The sequence below is a fragment of the Pseudomonas sp. B3(2017) genome, assembly GCF_002113595.1.
In the GTDB taxonomy this organism is placed as follows: Bacteria; Pseudomonadota; Gammaproteobacteria; order Pseudomonadales; family Pseudomonadaceae; genus Aquipseudomonas; species Aquipseudomonas ekonensis.
Map to the genome: position 1 here is coordinate 232234 of NZ_NEIU01000004.1, position 25122 is coordinate 257355.

18 protein-coding genes are annotated in these 25122 nt (G+C 65.6%); 9 read left to right on the forward strand and 9 right to left on the reverse strand.

Annotated features, from left to right (window positions below):
• Positions 1–73: 73 nt before the first annotated feature.
• The 6 genes from CAG33_RS08080 to CAG33_RS08105 all read right to left on the reverse strand — a co-directional run bounded on the left by CAG33_RS08080 (position 74) and on the right by CAG33_RS08105 (position 9610).
• Positions 74–1276 carry an HlyD family efflux transporter periplasmic adaptor subunit gene (locus CAG33_RS08080; RefSeq protein WP_085630565.1) on the reverse strand — a complete coding sequence of 401 codons (1203 nt, stop codon included), beginning with the start codon at positions 1274–1276 and terminating at the stop codon, positions 74–76.
• 15 nt (positions 1277–1291) lie between these two features.
• Entirely contained in the window at positions 1292–2761 is a 1470-nt protein-coding gene (locus CAG33_RS08085; protein WP_085630567.1) for an efflux transporter outer membrane subunit, read from the reverse strand.
• Positions 2751–3233, reverse strand: coding sequence for a MarR family winged helix-turn-helix transcriptional regulator (locus CAG33_RS08090; protein ID WP_085579733.1), 483 nt, complete (start codon positions 3231–3233; stop codon positions 2751–2753). The genes CAG33_RS08085 and CAG33_RS08090 overlap by 11 nt, the downstream gene beginning before the upstream one ends.
• Positions 3234–3494: 261 nt before the next feature.
• Positions 3495–7169 (reverse strand): translocation/assembly module TamB domain-containing protein, encoded by a 3675-nt coding sequence (locus CAG33_RS08095; protein ID WP_085637675.1) that lies wholly within the window; start codon positions 7167–7169, stop codon positions 3495–3497.
• Positions 7166–8893, reverse strand: a complete 1728-nt coding sequence (locus CAG33_RS08100; protein WP_085579729.1) for an autotransporter assembly complex family protein — start codon at positions 8891–8893, stop codon at positions 7166–7168. Before CAG33_RS08100 ends, CAG33_RS08095 begins: the two co-directional genes overlap by 4 nt.
• Positions 8894–8959: 66 nt before the next feature.
• Positions 8960–9610: an N-acetyltransferase gene (locus tag CAG33_RS08105; RefSeq protein ID WP_085630571.1), complete on the reverse strand. Its 651-nt coding sequence runs from the start codon at positions 9608–9610 to the stop codon at positions 8960–8962.
• A gap of 198 nt (positions 9611–9808) precedes the next feature.
• Between CAG33_RS08105 and xthA the strand changes: the two genes are divergently transcribed.
• Complete coding sequence (xthA, locus tag CAG33_RS08110) at positions 9809–10621, forward strand: exodeoxyribonuclease III (RefSeq protein ID WP_085579725.1); 813 nt, start codon at positions 9809–9811, stop codon at positions 10619–10621.
• Between the two features lie 205 nt (positions 10622–10826).
• The gene (locus tag CAG33_RS08115; protein WP_085637678.1) at positions 10827–12167 is read left to right on the forward strand and encodes a substrate-binding domain-containing protein; all 1341 of its coding nucleotides are present in this window, start codon (positions 10827–10829) and stop codon (positions 12165–12167) included.
• A 46-nt stretch (positions 12168–12213) separates the two neighbouring features.
• Here CAG33_RS08115 and CAG33_RS08120 read toward each other — a convergent pair whose 3' ends face one another.
• Entirely contained in the window at positions 12214–13443 is a 1230-nt protein-coding gene (locus CAG33_RS08120) for an acyl-CoA dehydrogenase (protein WP_085630575.1), read from the reverse strand.
• A 159-nt stretch (positions 13444–13602) separates the two neighbouring features.
• Between CAG33_RS08120 and CAG33_RS08125 the strand changes: the two genes are divergently transcribed.
• From CAG33_RS08125 to CAG33_RS08135, 3 genes are all read left to right on the forward strand, one after another.
• A complete protein-coding gene (locus CAG33_RS08125) occupies positions 13603–14532 on the forward strand; it encodes a LysR family transcriptional regulator (RefSeq protein WP_085579719.1) in 930 nt (309 codons plus the stop codon).
• A 186-nt stretch (positions 14533–14718) separates the two neighbouring features.
• A complete protein-coding gene (locus CAG33_RS08130; protein WP_085579717.1) occupies positions 14719–15120 on the forward strand; it encodes a MerR family DNA-binding transcriptional regulator in 402 nt (133 codons plus the stop codon).
• Between the two features lie 144 nt (positions 15121–15264).
• Entirely contained in the window at positions 15265–16164 is a 900-nt protein-coding gene (locus CAG33_RS08135) for a hydroxymethylglutaryl-CoA lyase (RefSeq protein WP_085637681.1), read from the forward strand.
• A gap of 639 nt (positions 16165–16803) precedes the next feature.
• Here the strand turns inward: CAG33_RS08135 and CAG33_RS08140 are convergent.
• Positions 16804–18501 (reverse strand): AMP-binding protein, encoded by a 1698-nt coding sequence (locus tag CAG33_RS08140; RefSeq protein WP_085637684.1) that lies wholly within the window; start codon positions 18499–18501, stop codon positions 16804–16806.
• 315 nt (positions 18502–18816) lie between these two features.
• Here CAG33_RS08140 and CAG33_RS08145 point away from each other — a divergent pair, with 315 nt between their 5' ends.
• From CAG33_RS08145 to CAG33_RS08160, 4 genes are read left to right on the forward strand one after another with little or no spacing between them, the layout of a single operon-like run.
• Positions 18817–19980, forward strand: a complete 1164-nt coding sequence (locus CAG33_RS08145) for an isovaleryl-CoA dehydrogenase (protein WP_085579710.1) — start codon at positions 18817–18819, stop codon at positions 19978–19980.
• A 12-nt stretch (positions 19981–19992) separates the two neighbouring features.
• Positions 19993–21600 (forward strand): carboxyl transferase domain-containing protein, encoded by a 1608-nt coding sequence (locus tag CAG33_RS08150; RefSeq protein ID WP_085579708.1) that lies wholly within the window; start codon positions 19993–19995, stop codon positions 21598–21600.
• Between the two features lie 13 nt (positions 21601–21613).
• A complete protein-coding gene (locus CAG33_RS08155) occupies positions 21614–22429 on the forward strand; it encodes a gamma-carboxygeranoyl-CoA hydratase (protein WP_085579707.1) in 816 nt (271 codons plus the stop codon).
• Positions 22429–24378: an acetyl/propionyl/methylcrotonyl-CoA carboxylase subunit alpha gene (locus CAG33_RS08160; RefSeq protein ID WP_085637687.1), complete on the forward strand. Its 1950-nt coding sequence runs from the start codon at positions 22429–22431 to the stop codon at positions 24376–24378. The genes CAG33_RS08155 and CAG33_RS08160 overlap by 1 nt, the downstream gene beginning before the upstream one ends.
• Positions 24379–24416: 38 nt before the next feature.
• Here the strand turns inward: CAG33_RS08160 and CAG33_RS08165 are convergent, their stop codons facing one another.
• Positions 24417–25073 (reverse strand): LexA family transcriptional regulator, encoded by a 657-nt coding sequence (locus CAG33_RS08165; RefSeq protein WP_085580093.1) that lies wholly within the window; start codon positions 25071–25073, stop codon positions 24417–24419.
• Positions 25074–25122 lie beyond the last annotated feature (49 nt).

Consider the following 25122-nt stretch of genomic DNA (forward strand, 5'->3'; position numbering starts at 1 on the left):
CGACGCTCTTGCCGGCATCTGCGTTGCCGGGATGGTCGCCTTCGCGGGCAAGCCCGCTCCCACCGGGAGGGTGTCAGCGTTGCGCGGTCTTGCTGACGGCGGCGCTGTTGTCGTGGATCAACTGGGTGATCATCGCGTCGGCCTCGGACAGCTGACGGTCATACACGCTGGTGGTGAACGACGCCTTCTGCGGCGGCTGCTGGGCCAGCACCGGACCGCTCTGGTCGTGCAGGTTGACCTCGACGTTGGTCGACAGACCCACGCGCAGCGGATGCTTGGCCAGCTCTTCGGCGTTGATGTGGATGCGCACCGGCACGCGCTGGACGATCTTGATCCAGTTGCCGGTGGCGTTCTGCGCCGGCAGCAGGGCGAACGCGCTGCCGGTGCCGGCGCCGAGGCTGTCCACGGTGCCGCTGTATTTCACGTCGCTGCCGTAGATGTCCGACTCGATCTCCACCGGCTGGCCCATGCGCATGTCGCGCAACTGGGTTTCCTTGAAGTTGGCGTCGATCCACAGTTGGTTCAGCGGGATCACCGCCATCAGCGCGGTGCCCGGCTGCACGCGTTGGCCCAGCTGGACGGTGCGCTTGGCGACATAACCGGTGACCGGCGCGATCAGCGTGCTGCGCGCGTTGTTCAGGTAGGCCTGACGCAGTTCGGCGGCGGCGGCCATCACGTCCGGGTGCGACGACACCACGGTGTCATCCACCAGCGCACTGGTGGTCTTGAGTTGCTGCTTGGCGTTGGCCAGGGCGTTCTGCGCCGAGGTCAGGTCGTCACGGGCGTGGGACAGCTCTTCCTGGGAAATCGCCCCGCCGGCGGCGAGGTTCTTGCGGCGGTTGAAGTTGTCCTGGGCCTTCTGCACTTCGGCCTGCTGGGCGTTGACCTGGGCTTTCATGCCGTCGACGTTGCTGTACAGGCCGCGCACCTGGCGCACGGTGCGGGCCAGTTTGGCCTGGGCGCTCTGCAGGCCGACTTCGGCGTCGTTCGGGTCGAAGTTCACCAGCACCTGGCCTTCTTGCACCAGGTCGCCGTCGTCGGCTCCGATGCTGACCACGGTGCCGGTCACCAACGGCGTGATCTCGACCACGTTGCCGTTGACGTAGGCGTCGTCGGTGCTTTCGCTGAAGCGGCCGTAGAACTGGTGATAGCCCCAGACGCCGGCGCAGGCGACGGCGACCGCAACGGCCAGCCCCGCCAGCATCGCCTTGCGCTTGCGCGGGTTGCCGGTGTCTTGAGCGTTGTCTTGAGCTTGAGTGTTTTGCGCAGTGGCCATGGCAAGTACCTTGAATTAGTTGTGCGGCGTGGCTGGAACGGCGTTGGCTGCGCTCAGGGTGTCACCCTGGAAGCCGCCGCCCAGCGCTTGCATCAGTTGAATCGACAGGTCGATCTGCTCGGCATTGAGGCTGGCCAGCTGACGCTGGGCCTGCAGCAGTTGCTGCTCGATGCTGAGCACGTCCAGGTAGTTGCCGATGCCGGAACCGTAACGCTGGACGACGGTGTTGTAGGACTCCTGGGCGATCTCGGTCGCATGCTGCTGGGCGCCGATCTGCCGGCCGATGTCACGCAACTGGTTGAGGCTGTCGCTGACATCGCCCAATGCTTTCACCAGGCTTTTGTTGTACTGCGCCACCGCCAGGTCGTAGTCGGCGTCCTTGGCGTCGAGGTTGGCCCGCAGGCGTCCGCCGTCGAAGATCGGCACGGACAGGGTCGGCGCGATGTTGAAGAAGCGGCTGGCGGAACCGAACATCGCGTCGCCCAGCAAGGACTCGGCGCCGGCGGCGGCCGTCAGGTTCAGGTTGGGGTAGAAGCGCGTCTTGGCCGAGGCGATGTCCTTGCTCGCGGCCTCCACGCGCCAGCGTGCGGCCACCAGGTCCGGGCGACGGCCGAGCAGTTCGGCCGGCAGCACCGACGGCAGCGCCACGGCGCTGGCCTTGAGGACGTTCGGCCGGGCGATTTCGTTGCCGCGGTCCGGGCCTTTGCCGAGCAGCACGGCCAGGGCGATCTTGGCGCTGTTCAGGCGTTTTTCCGCGTCGACCAGGCTGGCTTCGGAGCTGGCCTCCAGGCTTTGGGTCTGTTGCAGCTGGTATTGGCTGTCGATGCCGGAACGCAGGCGCCGCTCGCTCAGGTCGAGCATCTGCCGGGTGCGCTTGAGGTCTTCGCTGGCCAGGTCATGGACGATGTGCGCCTGACCGAGGTCGCTGTAGGCCCGGGCCACGTCGGCGGCCAAGGTCAGTTGCGCGGCCTGGCGGTCGACTTCGGCGGCGCGGGCCTGGCCCAGGGCCGCTTCCCACGCATCGCGCTGGCCGCCCCACAGATCGAAGTTGTAGTTGAAGCCGGCGCTGAGGTTGCGCACGGTGGAGTACGCCCCGCCCTGCCCCCGCGGATCCTGGTCGCGGGCCAGGCGCGAACGGCTGATGCCGGCGCTGGCGTCGAGGGTCGGGTAGCGTTCGGCATCGGCGGCGGACGCGGCGGCGTTGGCCTGGTGGGCGCGGGCTTCGGCGATCTGCATGTCCGGGCTGTCGCGCAGGGCTTCGCGGATCAGGCCGTCGAGCTGGGGATCGCCGAGGCCGGTCCACCAGTCGCTTTTCGGCCAGGCGGCGGGCGACAGGGTCACGCCGTCGAGCGACTGTCCTGCCTTCAGGCTTTTGGCGTCGAGCCGCACGCCTTCGGTTTCGAGGCCGCTGTAGTTGGCGCAGCCGGCGAGGATCATCGCCGACAGCAGCAGCGTCACGCCGCTGCGCAAGGTCTTACCGCTCATTGTGCTCACCCAGGCGCAGCACGGTGATCGAGTCGCCGGCGGCCAGCAGAATTTTCTTGAGGATGTGTTGCAGGGTCACCAGCTCGTCGGGCGTGATCGCCCCGGCCAGTTCGTTCATGGCGTCGGCGCCGATCTGCGGCAGGCGGTCGGCCAGTTGCTGGCCCTGCTCCGTCAGCTTCAGCCGCACCTGACGGCGATCGTCTTCGCTGCGCTGGCGGATCAGGAAGCCTTTCTGCTCCAGACGGTCGAGCATGCGGGTCATCGAACCGCTGTCCAGCGACAGGTGCCGGCACAGCTCGGCCGGTGTATCGACGCCGTACTGGGCCACGATGATCAGCACCTTGAACTGCGCGGCGGTGATGCCGTGGGGCTCCATGTGGGTATCGATGATCCGGTCCTTGAGCAACGCGGCGCGGCCCAGCAGCAGGCCCAGATGGCAGTTCTTGAATTCGTCGGGGGTGAAATGCTTCATTTGCGCACCTAATGACTGCCTAGGCAGTGAATGTGTGACGAGATATTACTGCTTAGGCAGCGAATGTCAACGCAATCGTTAGGTTGCTTTGTTATTAGTTGACTGTTGGACTGGGTCTTTGGTTGCGCACAGGCGGACGCCATCGCGGGCAAGCCCGCTCCCACAGGGTTCGGCGTCGTGCACTAATTGTGTATACGACCCAGGAACCTGTGGGAGCGGGCTTGCCCGCGATGGGAACGACTCGGTTTCGGAGTGAGCGGCCTAGAAATCCCGCTTGTAGAAGATGTCCAGCGAACTGGCCACGCCGCTGGCGGCTTCGAGGTAAACCTTCTTGCTCAGTTTGTAGCGCAAGGCAATGGTGTTGGCCGGCTCGAACACCCCCACGCCGTAGCGCAGGCTGAGCTTCTCGGAAATGTTGCCGCTGGCCACCACGCTGGTGGTGTTGCCGCTGCCCTGGGTGTCGAGCTGGAAATCCTGGATCCCCAGGTTCTTGGCCAGCCCGCTGGTGACCCCGGAGCTGCCCATCAGCCCCAGCCCCAGCGCGGCCTGGGCGAGCATGTTGTTGTCCTCGCCGTTGCTGCTCAGCGGACGGCCCAGCACCAGGTAGGACAGCGCTTGCTCCTGGCTCATCGCCGGTTCCGAGAAGATCTGCGTGGTCGGCTGTTCGGCGCTGCCGCTCAAGCGGATGCCGGCGATGACGTCGTCGGTCTGGCGGATCGCTTCGATGTCCAGGTACGGCTGGTCGATGGGGCCTGCGAACAGCAGCCGCGCCCGGCGCACGTTGAGGCGCTGGCCGTAGGCGCGGTAGCGGCCGTCGTTGAGCCACAGTTCGCCGCGGGTGTCGAGGTTGTCGCCGATGTGCACCTGGCCTTGCAGGTTGGCGGTGAGGCCGAACCCGGCGAAGCTCAGCTTGTCCTGGCCGACGATCACGTCGATGTCCATCTTCATGGCCAGCGGCGTTTTGCCCTCTTCGGTCTGTTGGCCGACGATGACTGTGTCATCGGAGACTTTCACGGTCGATGGCGGTAATTCGCGCACGGTGATCTCGCCCTTGGGCACCATCACCTTGCCGGCGATGGCCAGTTCGTCGCCGGCCATGGAAATCTTCAGGTCCGGCGCCACTTCCAGTTTGGCGTAAGGTTCGACCGTGACCGGCAACTGCGTGCCCTTGAGCGCCAGGTCGACCGCCAGCGCCTGGCCCCAGGCGACATTGCCGTTCAGGCTGCCCTGCCCGGCCTTGCCGCTTTTCCAGCCGCCGTTCAGTTGCACGCTTTCCCCGGCGATCACCGCTTGCAGCTGCAGGGCCTGCAACTCCATCGGCAGCTCCGGCCCCGAGACTTCGCCGTCGCTCAACTGCACGGTGCCGTTGACCTGCGGCGCCAGCAGGCCGCCGGACACCGTGCCGCCGCCGTTCAGGCGCCCGGTGAGTTTCTCGACCATCGGCACGAACGGCCGCGCCACCGACAGGTCCAGCCCGGTCAAGCGGAACGAGCCGCTCAAGGGTTTGTTCTTCGGCAGCGGGTTGAGCTGGGCCTGCACCATCAGCTCGCCCAGTTTGCCGCCGACGAAGTTGAGGTCGGTGTCGATGCGCTTGGGCGTGAGTTTGCTGGACAGGCGCAAGGTCTGGTACGGGAAGTCCAGCCACTGGTCCTTTTCACGCACCCGCAAGGTGCCGCCGCTGGCGTCGACGCTGATCAGGCCGTTGGGGCCGCTGGCCGGCAGGTCCAGTTGCAGGTCGGCGTTGAGCCGGCCCTGCCAGGCGAAATCCTTGGGCAGCCAGGCGGCCAGGCTTTCGATCGGGAATTGCTTGAGGTGGTAGCGCAGTTTCGGGTCGGGCATCAGCCGCTGGTCTTCGCCGCACAGGCTGGCGTTGCCGGAGATCCAGCAATGGGCGCCGAAGTTGATTTTGCCGTCGGCCAGGCGTTCGAGCTTCGCCGGCCCTTGCAGCTTCCAGTCCTGGCCGCCGGCCTGGATGTCGCTGCTGGCCAGGCGCCCGCGCCAGTTGCCCTTGTCCAGATTGCCGTCCAGGCCCAGGGCCAGTTTGAGCTTCGGCCCGAGCAGGTCGAGGTTGAGCTTCTGCTGCCGGATGTCGCCCTGGCCGCTGACGGTCAGCGTGCCCAGCGAGGTGTCGCCGGCCTGAATGCCGCTGCCCTTGAGGTCGATCTTCGCGCGCTGCGCGCCGTCGAGGGTGGCGTCGAGGTTGAGGCTTTGCAGGCGGTTGTCCTGGAACGCCAGTTGCGAGCCTTGCAGATCCAGCTTGCCCTGCGGCGCCTTGAGCGTGCCGGCCACATCGACCCGGCCATTGACCTGCCCGCGCAGTTGCGGCCAGAGCTGGGCCAGGCGTTGCAGCTTGATGTCGATCTGCCCGGTGAACTTCTGCTGCAGGCTGCCCTTGCCGCTGATGCTGTTGTCGCCGAGGCGGATCTGCAGGGCGTTGAGGTTCCATTGCTCGCCGGCGCCGTCGGCCTTGGCTTGCAGCACCGCCGGCTGACCGCGCAGCTTGCCCTTGAGGTCGAGGTCGGCGTTGAGGCTCAGGCGTTCGCCTTTCATCTCGCCTTTGCTTTTCAGCGGCCCGGCCAGGGTGCCCGGCAGCTCCGCCAGCCAGTACGCCGGGTTGAGGGCCGACAGTTCCAGCGCGGTGTCCCAGGCAATGCCGTCGGCGAACTGCACGTTCACATAGCCCTCGGCCTTGCCCTGCCCGGCCTCCAGCTTGAGTTGCGGCAGAAAGACTTGCTTGAGGTTGCCGCTGAACGGGCTGCTCAGGCTGAACGCCCCCGCCGGGCCGTCCAGGGCGGCGGCGAAATTGCCGAGGTACTGGCCGTCGGTGTAGGAGACTTCGCCGGTGAAGGTGCGCAAGGCGACTTGCGGCTCGTCGATCTCCGGGTAGAGCCGATGCCACGGGAAGTCCCGCCAGTCGATGTTGGCCTGGGCGCTCAGGCCCTTGCTCCAGTCGACATGGCCGGTGAGTTTGAGGCTTTGCTTGTCGTTGGCGTTCAGGTCGAGGCCGGCGATCTGCGCGCCGCTGGCATCCACCTGGCCTTGCAGCACCAGCGCCACCGGGCCTTGCTCGGCGGGCAGCGTGGCGTTGCCTTGCAGGCGGTAGCCGTTTTTCAGGTCGCCTTCGCCGGTCAGCAGCAATTGGTTGAATTGCAGGGTGTCCGGCAGATCGGCGCTCGGCTTGAAGGCGTCGCTGGTGATGCGCACCTTGGCGGGCAGGTGTTCCGCCAGCGGCTGCAGTTCGCCGCTCAACTGGCCGTCGAGGTAGCCGTGGCTGTCGGCGTGCAGATTGAGGGTTTTCAGCAGGTCGCCGTCGACCTTCAGCGCCAGCGTCCACGGTTCGGTGCCCGGCGCCGGCAGCGTCAGCTGGCCTTCGACGGTCAGCGGCCAGTCGCCGGTCGGTTGCAGCAGGCCGGCCAGCTTCAGGCTCAGGTCGTCGCGCTGCAACTGCACGTTGTCGATCTGCATGCCCTTGGCCGTCCAGTGCGCGGCCAAGCGCAAGTCCTTGAGCTGTTCATTGCCGTCCAGCAACAGGCTGTCGACCTGCACGTCGCCCAGCTCGATGGCCACGGGCAGTTGCAGATCCGGCAGCTTGACCGGGCCGCTCTCGGTGGTTTCCGTGCCCGGCGCAAAGTGCAGGCGCACCTGTCCGGCCTTGAGCTGTTCGATGCACAGGGTCATGCGGGCCAGGCACAGCGGCGACCACTCGAACACCGGCCGGTCCAGCTCGACCCGGTTGCCGTCCTGTTGCCACAGCAGGTGATCGGCGCTCCACTGCCCGCCGAGCCGGCCCTGGAAATTGTCCACGCTCAGGCCCGGTACCAGGCCCAACGCCCAGCGGCTGCCCGCCTCAGTGCCGAGCACCAGCCCAGCGCCCGACACCAGCAAAAGCGCCAGCGCCCCGGGCGCCAGCAGCGAAATCTTCAAAGCACGCTTCACAGCTCAGGCCCCATCGAAAAGTGCAGCCGGATGCCGCCGTCGTCGTCCAGCGCGTGGGCCAGGTCGAGGCGGATCGGCCCCACCGGCGACACCCAGCGCACCCCGATGCCGACCCCGGTCTTGAGGTTCGGCAGTTCGAGCTTGTTGAAAGAGTTGCCTTGATCGACGAAGGTCGCCACCCGCCACTTTTCGGCGATCGAGTATTGGTACTCGACGCTGCCGGCCACCATGTAGCGGCCGCCGATGCGGTCGCCCTTGGCGTTTTCCGGGGACAGGCTCTGGTAGTCGTAGCCGCGCACGCTCTGGTCGCCGCCGGCGAAGAACCGCAGCGACGGCGGCACCGACTTGTAGCCGTTGGTGGCGCTGCCGCCGACCTGCACCCGTCCGAGGAAACGGTGCTTGTCGAACACCGTGGTCAGGCCCTTGACCAGCGCCGTGCCGTACAACAGGTTGTTGTCCGAGCCCAGCCCTTCCTTCGCCACCTTGCTTTCGAACGCCAGGCGATAGCCGTTGTGCGGGTCGATGCGGTTGTCGCTCTTGAGGTACGCATAGCTGATGCCGGGCATCAGCAGGTTGCTGAGGCCGGAGTCATCGCCGAGCTGGTATTCCTCGCGCTGCCATTTCAGCGAGATCACCCGCTGCCAGCCGCTGGGCAGCTTGCTGTGCCACTCCGGGCCGAAGGTGAGCAGCTTGCTCAGGGTGTCGGAGCCGTCGATGTCTTCGTATTGGTAACCGCCGGCCCAGCGCAGCTTGTCGGTCAAGGGCGGGTCGAGCGGGATGTCGTAGAACAGCCCGACGTTCTGCCGGGGCGCCGACAGTTCGGCCTCCCAGCCGTAGCTGTCGCCCTGGGGGTTGACCCAATGGCGCGTCCAGTTGGCCTTGACCCGCGGGCCGACGTCGGTGGAGTAGCCCAGGCCCAGCCCCATGGTGCGCGGCTTGCGGGTGTCGAGCTTGACGTCCACCGGGATCACGTCGTTCTTGGCCGCCGTCGGCGCGGCATCGACGCGCACGCCTTCGAAGTAGCCGCTCGATTGCAGGGCCCGGTTGAGTTCGGCGATCAGCTCCGAATCGTACGGTTCGCCGGCCTTGAACGGCACCATGCGTTGCAGCAGGTCTTCGTCGAATGGCGTGTCGCCTTCGAACTTGACCGGGCCCAGCGCATAGCGCGGGCCGCTGTCGTAGATCAGTTCGATGTCGGCGACGCCGGCGCGGGGATCGACCGACAGCTTCTGACGAGTGAAGCGGCCACTGAAGAAACCGTAGCGCGAGGCCTGGTTCTGGATCAGCCGCTTGGCGTCTTCGTAGCGGCCATGGTTGAGCACCGAACCGGGCTTGAGCGCGTCGCTTTTCGGTACGCGGAACACCTTGAGCGACGCGGCCGGGCCGTCGATGCGCACGGTGACGTTGCGCAGGCGCACCGGCTCGCCCGGATCGACCTTGAGCACCAGGCGCGGCTTGTCGCCGCCCTTCACTTCGCTGTCGATCTGCGGCTGGTAATAGCCCAAGGCCTGGGCAGCCTTGCGCGCCTGCTCTTCGGCGCCGCGGCTGAAGCGCAGCAAGGCTTCTTCGTCGCGGTCGCCGAGGCTGCCGATATAGCCTTCTATATTGGCCTTGAGTTCATCGTTGGACGGTTTGACCCGCACATCCAATTCACTTTGCGCCAGCGCCGCGCAGCTGGTTAACAGCAGGAGCACGCCACCGGTAAATCTTCCTGGAAACTTCATAGGCGCGGATGCTATCACGAGCTCGGGAGCGTGATAGAGCCTTGGGGTGCGCGGAAAGTTCGCCCCTCAAGCCGTTGCAGTATGTAACACCTGCGGATTGGCATGGAAAAACACATGCTCGCGCACCGGCCCGACCGCCACCTCACCGATTTCTTCATAGCCCTGGCGCTGGTAGAACGCCAGATAGCGCGGGTTGCCGCTGTCGAGCACCACGCCGCGGGAGTGCTCGTCCACCGCGCACCAGTTGTGCACCGCCTGCAGCAACTGCTCGCCGAAATGCTTGCCCTGGAACTGCGGGTGAATGCCCAGCAGCGGCAGCACATGCACCGCCTCGCCGGGTACGCAGGCCGCCACGGCGGCGTGGTATTCCAGGTAGCGCCGGGTGCAGCGCAGACCGGTGCTCAGCACCATGCGCAGGCGCCAGGCCCAGCTCTCGGTGACGCCCAGCCGCCGCTGCGGCGGCGCGATCAGGGCGATGCCGATCAGGCGGTCGTTGACCAGCAGGCCGATGGCCGGCAGCTCCTGGGCGAAATGCTGCTTGACCAGTTCGCGCACCGTGGCCCGCACCCGCTGCTCGTAGCCCGGGCGCTCGGCCTCGAACAGGTAGGCGAACGTCGGCTCATGACGGTAGGCCTGGTACAGCAGCGATCGCGCCTCGCGGGAATAGCCGCGGTCGAGCATGTGGATGTCGGCGATGGCGGTCGAGGTCTCAGGCATGGCGGTGATTCTCCCCGGTGGCGCGGCTGCGGCGGCGCTCTTGTTGGTACGAACCTGCCGGTGGCGGCGCAGTTCCCAAAAGGTATAGACCACGTCAGGACAACGCACATCTGACAGAACACCGCGAATCCCCCTACCCCACACTGGCCCCCATCCCACATGTCAGCTAGCATCGCCCTTTTGCCAGGACTGCCGACCATGAAGATTGTTTCCTTCAACATCAACGGACTGCGCGCCCGTCCGCATCAGTTGACGGCGCTGATCGAGAAACATCAGCCGGATGTCATCGGCCTGCAGGAAACCAAGGTGCACGACGACCAGTTCCCGCTGGAAGAGATCCGCGCCCTGGGCTACCACGTGCATTTCCACGGCCAGAAAGGCCACTACGGCGTCGCCCTGCTCTCGCGCCAGGCGCCCATCGCCGTGCATAAAGGCTTCGCCACCGACGAGGAAGACGCCCAGCGCCGCTTCATCTGGGGCACCTTCGCCGATGCCGACGGCACACAGGTCACCATCATGAACGGCTACTTCCCCCAGGGCGAAAGCCGCGACCACCCGACCAAGTTCCCGGCCAAGCAGCGCTTCTACAGCGACCTGCAACAGCTGCTGGAAAGCCAGTTCAAGAACGATCAGGCGCTGGTGGTGATGGGCGACGTGAACATTTCCCCGGAGGACTGCGACATCGGCATCGGCCCGGACAACATGAAGCGCTGGCTGAAGACCGGCAAATGCAGCTTCCTGCCCGAGGAGCGCGAGTGGATGGCGCGCCTGAAGAACTGGGGCCTGACCGACAGCTTCCGGCACCTGAACCCGGACGTGGCCGACACCTTCAGCTGGTTCGACTACCGCAGCCGCGGCTTCGAGGACGAGCCCAAGCGCGGGCTGCGCATCGACCTGATCCTCACCTCCCAGGCCTTGCTGCCGCGGGTGAAGGCGGCGGGCGTGGACTACGAGCTGCGCGGCATGGAAAAACCGTCGGACCATGCGCCGATCTGGCTTGAGCTGAGCTGATCCCCACCTGTGGGAGCGGGCCTGCTCCGGGCGGCGACAGCGTCCACCCCGTCGCCGCAACGGTGACTGAAACGGCCTCATCGCGAGCAGGCTCGCTCCCACAGGTTTTGCGGTGACCGCAGATCCTGTGGGGCCGCTGTCATTTTTCCGAAACCCTTCTGACTTAATCTCCCCGGCAATCCCCTTGGCCGCAAACGGTGCCGGCATGACCCTGCGTGTTCTGTTGATCCTTGTGCTGGGCGCCTGGCTGCCGGCGATGGCCTGCGCCGACGGCTTGCCGATCCCGGAACACGGCCCGGCGCTGCGCATCCAGGGTTCCAACACCATCGGCGCGGCGCTGGGGCCTGCGCTGGTCGAAGGGCTGCTGCAAGAGCAAGGCCTGCTCAAGATCCACCACGAAGACCCGGACACCGCCAACGAACAACGCATCGTCGGCCAGACCGCCCAAGGCCAGCGCGTGGTGGTGGAGATCGCCGCCCATGGCTCCAGCACCGGCTTCACCGCGCTCAAGAGCGCCGGCGCCGACCTCGCAGCGTCGTCGCGCCCGGTCAAGGACAGCGAACTGGCCGCCCTGCAAGCCCTCGGCGACCTGAAGAGCCCCGCCGCCGAACAGGTGATCGCCATCGACGGTCTGGCGATCATCCTTCACCCCGACAACCCCGTGCGGCAACTGGACACCGAACAGCTGGCCCGGATCTTCAGCGGCGAGGCGAAGACCTGGGAAGCCGTCGGCGCCAGCGGCGGGCCGATCCACCTGTATGCGCGGGATGATCAGTCCGGCACCTGGGACACCTTCAAGGAACTGGTGCTCAGCGGACGCGGCAAGACCTTGAGCAGCGCAGCCAAGCGTTTCGAGTCCAGCGAGCAGTTGTCCGACGCGGTGAGCGCCGACCCGCAGGCCATCGGCTTCATCGGCCTGCCTTACATCCGCCAAGCCAAAGCGGTGGCGATCATCGATGGCCAGTCCCAGGCCATGCCACCGTTGCCGGGGCTGATCGCCACCGAGGACTACCCGCTGTCCCGGCGCCTGTTCTTCTATTTGCCGCCCGCCAGCCAGAACCCTTGGGCCATGGCGTTGGCGGCGTTCGCGCAAAGCCCTCAAGGCCAGGCGATCGTGGCGGCCAACGGGTTCATCGCCCAGACCATCCATCCCATCGCCGTCTCCCCGAACGCGTTGATGCCCGAGGGTTATCAATCCCTCAGCCGCCACGCCCAGCGCCTGACGGTGAACTTCCGTTTCGAAGAAGGCAGCGCCAGCCTGGACAACAAGGCCCGCCAAGACCTGGCCCGGGTGCTCGATTACCTGCAACGCCACGGCAAGACCGACCGGGCGGTGACCCTGGTGGGCTTCGGCGACGCCAAGGACGATCCGGCAAGGGCCGACCTGCTGTCGAAGCTGCGGGCGATGGCGGTGCGGCGGGAGTTGGTGAAAAACGGAGTGACGCTGCGCGAGGTGCGGGGGTTCGGCGCGCTGATGCCGGTGGCGGCCAACAACGCCGACGAGGGGCGGATCAAGAATCGGCGGGTGGAGGTGTGGGTCTACTGAGCGTCGGGCGAGGGAGCGTGCTCCCTCGCCACAACAAAGCGCCGGCTCAGCGCTCGCTGCGCAGCATTTCCTTGGGCACGTACTTGCCGATCTCGAACTTGCCGATGGCCGCGCGGTGCACTTCGTCCGGGCCGTCGGCCAGGCGCAGGGTGCGTTGCATCGCGTACATGTAGGCCAGCGGGAAGTCGTTCGACACCCCGGCCCCGCCATGGATCTGGATCGCCCGGTCGATCACCCGCAACGCGACGTTCGGCGCCACGACCTTGATCTGCGCGATCTCGCTCTTGGCCACCTTGTTGCCGACGGTGTCCATCATGTACGCCGCCTTCAGCGTCAGCAGGCGCGCCATGTCGATCTCCATGCGCGAGTCGGCGATCTTGTCGACGTTGCCGCCCAGGCGCGCCAACGGCTTGCCGAACGCGGTGCGGCTCACCGAGCGCTTGCACATCAGTTCCAGTGCCCGTTCGGCCATGCCGATCGAACGCATGCAGTGGTGGATCCGGCCCGGGCCGAGGCGACCCTGGGCGATCTCGAAGCCGCGCCCCTCGCCCAGCAGCACGTTTTCGTAAGGCACCCGCACGTTGTCGAACAGCACTTCGGCGTGGCCGTGGGGCGCATCGTCGTAGCCGAACACCGGCAGCGGCCGGACGATCTTCACGCCGGGAGTGTCCACCGGCACCAGAATCATCGAGTGCTGGGCGTGACGCGGCGCGTCCGGGTTGCTCAGGCCCATGAAGATCAGGATCTTGCAGCGCGGATCGCAGGCGCCGGAGGTCCACCACTTCTTGCCGTTGATCACCCACTCGTCGCCGTCGCGCACGGCCCGGGCGGCCATGTTGGTGGCGTCGGAGGACGCGACGTCCGGTTCGGTCATGGCGAACGCCGAGCGGATCTCGCCGCGCAGCAGCGGTTCGAGCCAGCGCTGCTTCTGCTCTTCGTTGGCGTAGCGCACCAGCACTTCCATGTTGCCGGTGTCCGGCGCCGAGCAGTTGAACGGCTCGGGGCCCAGCAGCGAGCGGCCCATGATCTCCGCCAGCGGCGCGTATTCGAGGTTGGTCAGGCCGGCGCCCAGTTCCGATTCCGGCAGGAACAGGTTCCACAGGCCTTCGGCCCGGGCCTTGGCCTTGAGCTCTTCCATGATCGCCGTCGGCTGCCAGCGGTCGCCTTCGGCCACCTGGCGCTCGAACACGGCCTCGGCGGGGTAAACGTAAGTGTCCATGAACGCGGTCACGCGCTCACGCAGTTCCTGAACCTTGGGCGAATAAGCGAAATCCATGGGCACTACCTTTTGGTGAGAGGTTGTTCAGATCATGCAATCGATGCTAGAACAGCGCTGATAATTTACCTAGCCTATTCTCGGCATGTATAAACATTCATCACCGATATATGATCGGTTGATTTTCCGGGCCGCCTACAAAACAAGAGAAGCCGCGCAATGAATCTGAGCAAGGTCGACCTCAACCTTTTCATCGTCTTCGACGCGATCTACACCGAAGCGAACCTGACCCGCGCCGGGCAGATCGTCGGCATCACTCAGCCGGCGGTGTCCAACGCCCTGGCCCGCCTGCGCGAGACCTTCAACGACCCGCTCTTCGTGCGCACCGCCCAGGGCATGGTGCCCACGCCCATGGCGCAGAACATCATCGGCCCGGTGCGCAACGCGCTCTCGCTGCTGCGGGTGTCGGTGCAGGAAAGCCGGATCTTCAACCCGGCCCAGGCCGTCAAGACCTACCGCATCAGCATGACCGACCTCACGGAAGCCGTGATCCTGCCGCCGCTGTTCCAGCGCCTGCGGCGCCTGGCGCCGACGGTGGTCATCGAAAGCTTCCTGTCCAAACGCCGGGAAACCACCAAGGAACTGGCGGCCGGACGCCTGGACTTCGCCGTCGACGCCCCGCTCAACACCGACCCGCAGGTGCGCCACGTCAAGCTGATGGAAGACCGTTACGTGTGCGCCATGCGCAAGGGCCATCCGCTGGCGGGCAAGGAAAAGGTCACCCTCGACGACTACCTGGGGCTGACCCACATCCACATCTCCAGCCGGCGCAACGGGCTGGGCTATGTGGACCTGGCGCTGGGCAAGATGGGCATCCAGCGCAAGATCGCCCTGCGTTCCCAGCATTACCTGATGGCGTCCCAGGTGCTGCAGCAGACCGACATGGTCATGACCGTCCCGGAACGCTTCGCCCGCCGCCATGACCTGCTGACGTTCAACCTGCCGGTCAACGATGTGCCGCCGGTGGAGACCCACCTGTACTGGCACGAAAGCACCGACCAGGATCCGGCCAACCGCTGGATGCGCGAACAGATGATCGAGCTGTGCCAGCAGGTGACGGCGCAGGAGAAGAAGCTGGACAGCGTGTAGGGCTTTTCTGCGCGTCATCGTTCATCGCCAGCAGGCTGGCTCCCACATGTGCCTGTGTTGCGCGCATGGCTATAGGAGTCAGCCTGCTGGCGATGGGGCCGACACAGACACCGAATCCGCCGCCCCTTGACGTAAACGTCAACCTGCCATTAGCTTAGCGCCAAGTACCCCTTTTCGAGCGCTTCCATGAGCAGCCAGACCTACAGCATCTCCGACCTCGCCCGCGAGCTGGACATCACCACCCGGGCGATCCGCTTCTATGAAGAGCAAGGCCTGCTCAGCCCCGAGCGCCGAGGCCAGGAACGCATCTACTCACCGCGCGACAAGGTCAGCCTGAAGCTGATCCTGCGCGGCAAGCGCATCGGTTTCTCCTTGGCCGAATGCCGCGAACTGATCGAGCTCTACGACCCGTCCAGCGGCAACACCAAACAGCTCAACAGCATGCTGGCGAAAATCAGCGAACGCCGCGCGCAGCTCGAACAGCAACTGCTGGACATCGAACAGATGAAGCTGGAACTCGACACCGCCGAAGAACGCTGCGTGCAGGCGCTGGAGCAGACGCTCAAGAGTCAGCAGGCCGTGCAATAGCCCCACCCCATCCCCTGTGGGAGCCAGCCTGCCGGCGATGGCGGCGCGTCAGGCGACATTGACGTGGCTGAACCACCGCAATCGCCGGCAGGCTGGCTGCTACGGGCTCTCGTAGACGTCAGACACATACAACAGGTCAACGCCATGTCCCTCCCCTCCCAAGTACGCCTGATCGAAGTCGGCCCGCGCGATGGCCTGCAGAACGAAGCCCGGCCCCTCAGCGTCGCCGACAAGGTGCAACTGGTCGACGCGCTCAGCGCCGCCGGCCTTGGCTATATAGAAGTCGGCAGTTTCGTGTCGCCCAAGTGGGTGCCGCAGATGGCCGGCTCCGCCGAGGTGTTCGCCCAGATCCGGCGCACGCCGGGCGTGACCTACGGCGCGCTGGCGCCGAACCTGCGCGGTTTCGAGGACGCCGTGGCGGCCGGGGTCAAGGAAGTCGCGGTGTTCGCCGCCGCGTCCGAAGCCTTCTCCCAGCGCAACATCAATTGCTCGATCAGCGAAAGCCTGGCGCGGTTCGCACCGGTGATGGAAGCGGCGAAACAGCATGGCGTGACCGTGCGCGGTTACGTGTCCTGCGTGCTGGGCTGCCCGTACGAAGGTGCGGTGGCACCGGAGCAGGTCGCGGCGGTCGCCCGCGAGCTGTACGCGATGGGCTGCTATGAAGTCTCCCTCGGCGACACCATCGGCACCGGCACGGCGGGCGCGACCCGTCGGCTGTTCGAGGTGGTGTCGGCCCAGGTGCCGCGGGAGAAGCTCGCCGGCCACTTCCACGACACCTACGGCCAGGCCATGGCCAACATCTACGCCAGCCTGCTCGAAGGCATCAACGTGTTCGACAGCTCCATCGCCGGCCTCGGCGGCTGCCCGTACGCCAAGGGCGCCAGCGGTAACGTCGCCACCGAAGACGTGGTGTACCTGCTCAACGGCCTAGGCATCGAGACCGGCATCGACCTGGACGCCTTGATTGCCGCGGGCCTGCAGATCAGTGCCGTGCTGGGCCGCCCGACCGGTTCGCGCGTGGCCAAGGCCCGCAGCGCACAGTGAGGGGACACGGTGTTACCGCTGCGGCCCGGAATGCGGGCACGAACGAGTAACACGGAAACAAATTGTCTGGTTTTGCCTGAAGGAAAAATCCTTCAAAAAACTCAAACCATTGAATTTAAAGGATTTTTAAAAGTTGGCACGGCAACTGCTATCTCTCTGGCATAACAAGAATAAAAAAGTGGCAAACCAATAAAAACAAGACGAAACGACTCTGACATAACAAAAACAACACGGCAGAGACGCAGCTAACAGATTTTTTTGGAGAAGGTGTGCTTTTCAGGGTGCTCTTCGGAGTGACCCGCAACCGGGCAGAGAACAATAAAACTACCTTCAGGTAGCTCCCGTATCGGTTGGATCGCCTAGCGAGAAAGCAGATCAGCGCTCAAAAAAATACGTTTGCTCTTGATCCCGGATGGGGATCGCCAAAAAACGCAGCAAAGGGCCACGGTCAACAAAAACAACAACAGGCCGCCCCTCAATAATAAAAAGAGCACGCGACGACAAAATTAAAGGGGAGCCTCGGCTCCCCTTTGTGCTGTCTGCGATCCTGAAAACACCCCCGATGACCGCCCCCCCCCGCGCCCCCACACGGCGATGCGCGAAGCAACGCCTGTGGGAGCCAACCGGCCGGCGATGGCGTCAGCCCAGCCTGTCGCGCAACTCCTCGATGCTGATCTCGCGCATGCGGAATTTCTGAATCTTGCCGGTCACCGTCATCGGGAACTCCTCGACGAAACGGAAGTAACGCGGCGTCTTGAAGTGGGCGATGCGCTCCTTGCACCAGGCCTGCAACTCCTGCTCGGTGGCGCTGTGGCCGGGGTGGAACTTGATCCAGGCGACGATTTCCTCGCCGTAGCGCGAACACGGAATGCCGATGACCTGCACATCCGCCACCGCCGGGTGAGTGAAGAAGAACTCTTCGAGCTCGCGGGGGTAAATGTTCTCGCCGCCGCGGATGATCATGTCCTTGTTGCGCCCGGCGATGCACACGTAGCCTTCGTCGTTCATGCTGGCCAGGTCGCCGGTGTGCATCCAGCCGGCGGAATCGATGGCTTCTGCGGTCGCCTGCGGGTTGTTCCAGTAGCCGAGCATCACGCTGTAGCCACGGGTGCACAGCTCGCCGATGGTGCCGCGCGGCACCGGGTTGCCCGCCTCGTCGATGATCTTGCTTTCCAGCTGCGGCTGGGTGCGGCCGACGGTGGTGACGCGCAGTTCCAGTTCATCTGCGGGACCGGTCTGCAACGACACCGGGCTGGTCTCGGTCATGCCGTAGGCGATCTGCACCTCGCTCATGTGCATGTCGCTGATCACCCGGCGCATCACTTCGATCGGGCAGGTGGCGCCGGCCATGATCCCGGTGCGCAGGGCCGACAGGTCGAGCTCCGTGCGCTGCGGCTGATCGAGCATGGCGATGAACATGGTCGGCACGCCGTACAGCGCCGTGGCTTTCTCTTCGGCGGCGGTGCTGAGGGTCAGCAGCGGGTCGAACGCATCGTTGGGGTAGATCATGGTGCTGCCGTGGGTGACGCAACCGAGGTTGCCCATGACCATGCCGAAGCAGTGGTACAGCGGCACCGGGATCACCAGCCGGTCGGCGGCGGTCAGGCCCAGGCTTTCGCCGACCATGTAGCCGTTGTTGAGGATGTTGTAGTGACTGAGGGTCGCGCCCTTGGGGAAACCGGTGGTGCCGGAGGTGTACTGGATGTTCACCGGTTGGTCGAAGTGCAGGCTGTCGCTGCGTTCGCGCAGTTGCTGCGCCGTGACCCCGGCGGCCAGGTCCGCCAGTTGCGACCACGGCAGGAACCCCGACGGCGGCTGCGCATCCAGGCTGATCAGCCCGCGCAGGTCCGGCAGGCGCTCGCTGCGCAACTGGCCGATGGACTGCTCGGCCAGCTCCGGCAGCAGGCCTTGCAGCATGCCGTGGTAGTCGGAGCTCTTGAACGCGCCGGCGCACACCAGCCATTGGCAGCCGGACTGCTTGAGCACGTATTCCAGCTCGCTGCTGCGGTAAGCCGGGTTGATGTTGACCAGGATCACGCCGATCTTCGCCGTGGCGAACTGGGTGATGCACCACTGCGCGCAGTTCGGCGACCAGATGCCGAGCCGGTCGCCGGCCTCAAGCCCCAACGCCAGCAAGGCCCTGGCGTGCAGATCCACCTCTTCGGCCAGTTGCCGCCAGGTGTAGCGCCGCTGCTGATGGCGCACCACCAGCGCCTCGCCGTCCGGGTAACGCGCGACGGTCTCGTCGAACTTCTGACCGATGGTCATCGCCAGCAAGGCTTTGTCCTGGGAACCGCGGGTGTAGCTGCGCTGCGGGTTTGCACTGGGTTGATCCATGACGACCCCTATTGTCTTTTTTGTAGGAGCGTGGCGCTGGTGGCGAGAGGCTTGCGCAGCAGTCGTGAAACCGGCAGGCCGACGATGCCAGACGCACCGCAGACTGCGATTTTGCGACCGCTTCGCGCTCCAGCGGGAGCAAGCTCCCTCATCACAAAGAGCGACGCCGGTCTTTCAGAACTGGCTCTACTCTCGCTCAAGTTGACGTTAACGTAAAGGGTGATTGACAGCCATTCGTCACAGGCTTACGTTAACGTAAAGGTGAGAGCCGAACCGCCGCCCTCCCCACCCGACAAAAAAGCCAAAAGGTGACCCATGAGCTACCCAACCCTGAACTTTGCCCTCGGTGAAACCATCGACATGCTGCGCGATCAGGTTCAGTCCTTCGTCGCTGACCAGCTCGCCCCGCGTGCCGCCCAGATCGACAGCGACAACCTGTTCCCCGCCGACATGTGGCGCAAGTTCGGCGACATGGGCCTGCTCGGCATCACCGTGCCGGAAGAGTACGGCGGCGCCGGCCTGGGTTACCTGGCGCACGTGGTGGCCATGGAAGAGATCAGCCGCGGCTCGGCCTCCGTCGCGCTGTCCTACGGCGCCCACTCCAACCTCTGCGTCAACCAGATCAACCGCAACGGCAACCACGAACAGAAAAGCAAATACCTGCCCAAGCTGATCAGCGGCGAACACGTCGGCGCCCTCGCCATGAGCGAACCGAACGCCGGCTCCGACGTGGTCTCGATGAAACTGCGCGCCGACAAGCGCGGCGACCGCTTCGTCCTCAACGGCAGCAAGACCTGGATCACCAACGGCCCCGACGCCAACACCTACGTGATCTACGCCAAGACCGACCTGGAAAAGGGCCCTCACGGCATCACCGCCTTCATCGTCGAGCGCGACTGGAAAGGCTTCAGCCGCAGCAACAAGTTCGACAAGCTCGGCATGCGCGGCTCCAACACCTGCGAGCTGTTCTTCGATGACGTCGAAGTGCCGGAAGAGAACATCCTCGGCGTGCTCAACGGCGGCGTGAAAGTGCTGATGAGCGGCCTCGACTACGAGCGCGTCGTGCTGTCCGGCGGCCCGACCGGGATCATGCAGGCGTGCATGGACCTGATCGTGCCGTACATCCACGACCGCAAGCAGTTCGGCCAGAGCATCGGCGAGTTCCAGCTGATCCAGGGCAAGGTCGCCGACATGTACACCCAGCTCAACGCCAGCCGCGCCTACCTCTACGCCGTGGCCCAGGCCTGCGAGCGCAACGAGACCGCCCGCAAGGACGCCGCCGGGGTGATCCTCTACACCGCCGAACGCGCCACGCAGATGGCCCTGGACGCGATCCAGATCCTGGGCGGCAACGGCTACATCAACGAATTCCCGGCGGGCCGTCTGCTGCGTGACGCCAAGCTGTACGAAATCGGCGCTGGCACCAGTGAGATCCGCCGCATGCTGATCGGTCGCGAACTGTTCAACGAAACCCGCTAAACGGAGCTGTCCATGGCAATCCTGCACACCCAGCTCAATCCCCGTTCAGCGGAGTTCGCCGCCAACAGCGCGGCGATGCTCAAGCAAGTGGACGCCCTGCACACCCTGCTGGCCCAAGTGGCCCAGGGCGGCGGCGCGAAAGCCCAGGAACGCCACACCTCACGCGGCAAGCTGCTGCCGCGCGAGCGGATCAACCGTTTGCTCGATCCGGGCTCGCCGTTCCTTGAGATCAGCCAACTGGCCGCCCACGCGGTGTACGGCGAAGACGTGCCCGCCGCCGGCGTGATCGCCGGCATCGGCCGGGTCGAAGGCGTCGAATGCATGATCGTGGCCAACGACGCCACGGTGAAAGGCGGCTCGTACTACCCGCTGACCGTGAAGAAACACCTGCGCGCCCAGACCATCGCCCAGCAGAACCGCCTGCCGTGCATCTACCTGGTGGACTCCGGCGGCGCCAACCTGCCGCGTCAGGACGAGGTGTTCCCGGACCGCGAACACTTCGGGCGGATCTTCTTCAACCAGGCCAACATGAGCGCCATGGGCATCCCGCAGATCGCCGTGGTCATGGGCTCGTGCACCGCCGGCGGCGCGTATGTGCCGGCGATGGCCGACGAAGCGATCATGGTGCGCCAGCAGGCGACCATCTTCCTCGCCGGACCGCCGCTGGTGAAGGCCGCCACCGGCGAGGTGGTCAGCGCCGAAGACCTGGGCGGGGCCGATGTGCACTGCAAGGTCTCCGGGGTGGCCGACCACTACGCCGAAAGCGACGAACACGCCCTCGCCCTCGCCCGCCGCAGCGTGGCCAACCTCAACTGGCGCAAGCTCGGCGAAGTGCAGCAACGCGCGCCGATCGCCCCGCTCTACGGCAGCGACGAGCTGTACGGCGTGGTGTCCGCCGACGCCAAGCAGCCGTTCGATGTGCGCGAAGTCATCGCCCGGCTGGTGGACGGCTCGGTGTTCGATGAGTTCAAGGCCCTGTTCGGCACCACGCTGGTGTGCGGTTTCGCTCACCTGCACGGCTACCCGATCGCGATCCTGGCCAACAACGGCATCCTGTTCGCCGAGGCCGCGCAGAAAGGCGCGCACTTCATCGAACTGGCCTGCCAGCGCGGCATTCCGCTCTTGTTCCTGCAGAACATCACCGGGTTCATGGTCGGCCAGAAATACGAGGCCGGCGGCATCGCCAAGCACGGCGCGAAACTGGTGACCGCCGTGGCCTGCGCCAAAGTGCCGAAGTTCACCGTGATCATCGGCGGCAGCTTCGGCGCCGGCAACTACGGCATGTGCGGCCGGGCCTATGACCCGCGCTTCTTGTGGATGTGGCCGAACGCGCGGATCGGCGTGATGGGCGCCGAACAGGCCGCCGGCGTGCTGGTGCAGGTCAAGCGCGAGCAGGCCGAACGCAGCGGCCAGGGCTTCAGCGCCGAGCAGGAATCGGAGATCAAGCAGCCGATCCTGGACCAGTATGAAGAGCAAGGCCACCCCTACTACTCCAGCGCACGGCTGTGGGACGACGGCGTCATCGACCCGGCGCAGACCCGCGACGTGCTGGCCCTGGCCTTGTCCGCGTCGCTGAACGCGCCTATCGAACCGAGCCGCTTCGGCGTGTTCCGGATGTGATCGGGAGAACCTCATGAGCGACTTCAACACCCTCGAACTGCAGAGCGACCCACGGGGCTTCGCGACCCTGTGGCTCAGCCGCGAAGAGAAGAACAACGCGTTCAACGCCGAGATGATCCGCGAGCTGATCCTGGCCCTCGACAAGATCGCCAGCGACGCCAGCCTGCGTTTCCTGCTGGTGCGCGGCCGCGGCAAGCATTTCAGCGCCGGGGCTGACCTGGCCTGGATGCAGCAGTCGGCCGAACTGGATTACCACACCAACCTCGACGACGCCCGGGAACTGGCGGAACTGATGTACAACCTCGCCAAGCTGAAGATCCCGACGCTGGCCGTGGTGCAGGGCGCGGCGTTCGGCGGCGCGCTGGGCCTGATCAGTTGCTGCGACATGGCCATCGGCACCGACGATGCGCAGTTCTGCCTGTCGGAAGTGCGCATCGGCCTGGCGCCGGCGGTGATCAGCCCGTTCGTGGTGCAGGCCATCGGCGAGCGTGCGGCGCGGCGCTACGCCCTGACCGCCGAACGCTTCGGCGGCCAGCGGGCCCGGGAGATCGGCTTGCTGTCCGAGAGCTATCCGGCCGACGAGCTTGAGCACAAGGTCGCGCAGTGGGTCGACAACCTGCTGCTCAACAGCCCCGCCGCCCTGCGCGCCAGCAAGGAGCTGCTGCGTGAGGTGGGCAACGGCGCGCTGACTCCGGCCCTGCGCCGCTACACGGAAAACGCCATCGCCCGCATCCGTGTAAGCCCCGAAGGCCAGGAAGGCTTGCGCGCCTTCCTGCAGAAACGTCCACCTAGCTGGCAAGCCGCAACCACCACCAAGGAGCCGCGTTGATGAGCGCACCTGTTCTCACCACCCTGTTGGTGGCCAACCGCGGCGAGATCGCTTGCCGGGTGATGCGCACCGCCAAGGCCCTGGGCCTGACCACCGTCGCCGTGCACAGCGCCACCGACCGCAACGCCCGGCACAGCCGGGAAGCGGACATCCGCGTCGACCTGGGCGGCAGCAAGGCGGCCGACAGCTACCTGCAGATCGACAAACTGATCGCGGCGGCCAAGGCCAGCGGCGCCCAGGCGATCCATCCCGGCTACGGGTTCCTTTCGGAGAACGCCGGGTTCGCCCGCGCCATCGAAGACGCCGGCCTGCTCTTCTTGGGCCCGCCCGCCTCCGCCATCGATGCCATGGGCAGCAAGTCCGCCGCCAAGGCCTTGATGGAAACCGCCGGCGTGCCGCTGGTGCCGGGCTATCACGGCGAAGCGCAGGACCTGGACACCTTCCGCGAAGCCTGCGAACGCATCGGCTATCCGGTGCTGCTCAAGGCTACGGCCGGCGGCGGCGGCAAAGGCATGAAAGTGGTCGAGGACGTCAGCCAACTGGCCGAAGCCCTGGCCTCGGCCCAGCGTGAGGCGCAATCGTCCTTCGGCGACTCGCGGATGCTGGTGGAGAAATACCTGCTCAAGCCGCGGCACGTGGAGATCCAGGTGTTCGCCGACCGTCACGGCACCTGCCTGTACCTGAACGAGCGCGACTGCTCGATCCAGCGTCGGCACCAGAAGGTCGTCGAAGAGGCCCCCGCGCCCGGCCTGAGCCCCGAACTGCGCCGGGCCATGGGTGAGGCGGCGGTGCGTTCGGCCCAGGCCATCGGCTATGTCGGCGCGGGCACGGTGGAGTTCCTGCTGGATGCCCGCGGCGAATTCTTCTTCATGGAAATGAACACCCGGCTGCAAGTGGAACACCCGGTCACCGAAGCCATCACCGGGCTGGACCTGGTGGCCTGGCAGATCCGCGTCGCCCGGGGCGAAGCGCTGCCGATCACCCAGGATCAAGTGCCGCTGAACGGCCACGCCATTGAAGTACGGCTGTATGCGGAAGACCCAGCCAACGATTTCCTGCCGGCCACCGGCCGCCTGGCGCTGTACCGCGAATCGGCCGCCGGGCCGGGTCGGCGGGTGGACAGCGGCGTGGAGGAAGGTGACGGGGTTTCGCCGTACTACGACCCGATGCTGGGCAAACTGATCGCCTGGGGCGAAGACCGGGAACAGGCGCGCCTGCGTTTGCTGAGCATGCTCGATGAGTTCGCCATCGGCGGCCTGAAGACCAACATCGGCTTCCTGCGGCGGATCATCGCGCATCCGGCCTTTGCCGCTGCGGAACTGGATACCGGGTTCATTCCCCGTTATCAGGAACAATTGCTGCCGGCGCCTAGCGCATTGAGCGATGCGTTCTGGAACGCGGCGGCGCAGGCCTTCGCGCAAAGCCTGCCGGGTGCGGCACGGGCGGATGACCCGGCTTCACCGTGGTCCTTGCACAGCGGTCTGCGCGCGGGCTTGCCGCAAGAGATCACGTTGCATCTGAGCTGCGAGGGACAGGATCGGGCGTTGACCCTCGGCGCCGCCGGCGACGCCAGGCTGATCGGCGAACAATTGTCGATCGAACGCGACGGCCTGCGTCGTCAGCACCGGGCAATCCGCCACGGGGAGGCTCTGTACCTGCAATGGGACGGCGAATGGCGTCGCATCGAAACCTACGATCCGATCAGCGCGGTCGAAGCCAGCCACAGCCACCAGGGCGGCCTGACGGCGCCCATGAACGGCAGCATCGTGCGTGTGCTGGTCGAGGCCGGGCAAACGGTCGAGGCCGGCGCTCAATTGGTGGTGCTGGAGGCGATGAAGATGGAGCACAGCATCCGCGCGCCCCACGCCGGCGTGATCAAGGCGCTGTATTGCCAGGAAGGCGAAATGGTCGGCGAAGGCAGCGCGCTGGTCGAGTTGGAAGAGGCGTAAAGGAAGATCGATCCTACGCCTGGCGAGGATCGATCCGACTAGAACCTGGCCGTTGCCTGCACCACGACACCGATGATGCGGCACGCGTCGGTGAACAGGGCTTTCGGCCAGGTCGGATTGAGCGGCAACAGGTAACGCTGGCCGCCCTCTTCGATCAGCTTGCGGAAAATCGCTTCATCGCTGTCCGCCCATTGGGCGATCACCAGTTTGCCCGGCTCCGCCTCCAATGCCGGATCCACCAGGATCAGCATGCCTTCGGCGATGCTCGGGCCGCTGGGCGCCGTCATCGAGTCCCCCGTCACCAGCAGCCAGAACGCCGCGCCGCGGGCATGGTAGTCCGTCAGTTCGAAGCGGCGCTTGTCCTGGACGCCCGCATACGCAGGTTCGGCTTCACGCACCTGCAGGGGCTCGCGCCAGTCGTTGACGGGGTAGCGGAAGTACGGGTTGTACTTCTGCGCCAGCGGCATTCCCTCGTCGGCGTCCGGCTGCGGTTCGCGGATCACCAGCGCCACCTCGAGAAAGTCCATTCCCAGCGCCTTGAGCACCCGGTTCATCTCATCGACGCCCGGCTCCCGACGCTTGTTCAGCCAATGGCCGATGCCGCCCTGAGACATGCCGACGCGTTCGCCGAGCTCGACTTGAGTGACTTTGAGTTCACTCATTTTGGCCTTGACCAATTCAATCCATTTATCCATGTGCGGCACCATACGTGGACGCCTTCGGCCAGCAAAACACATATTGTAG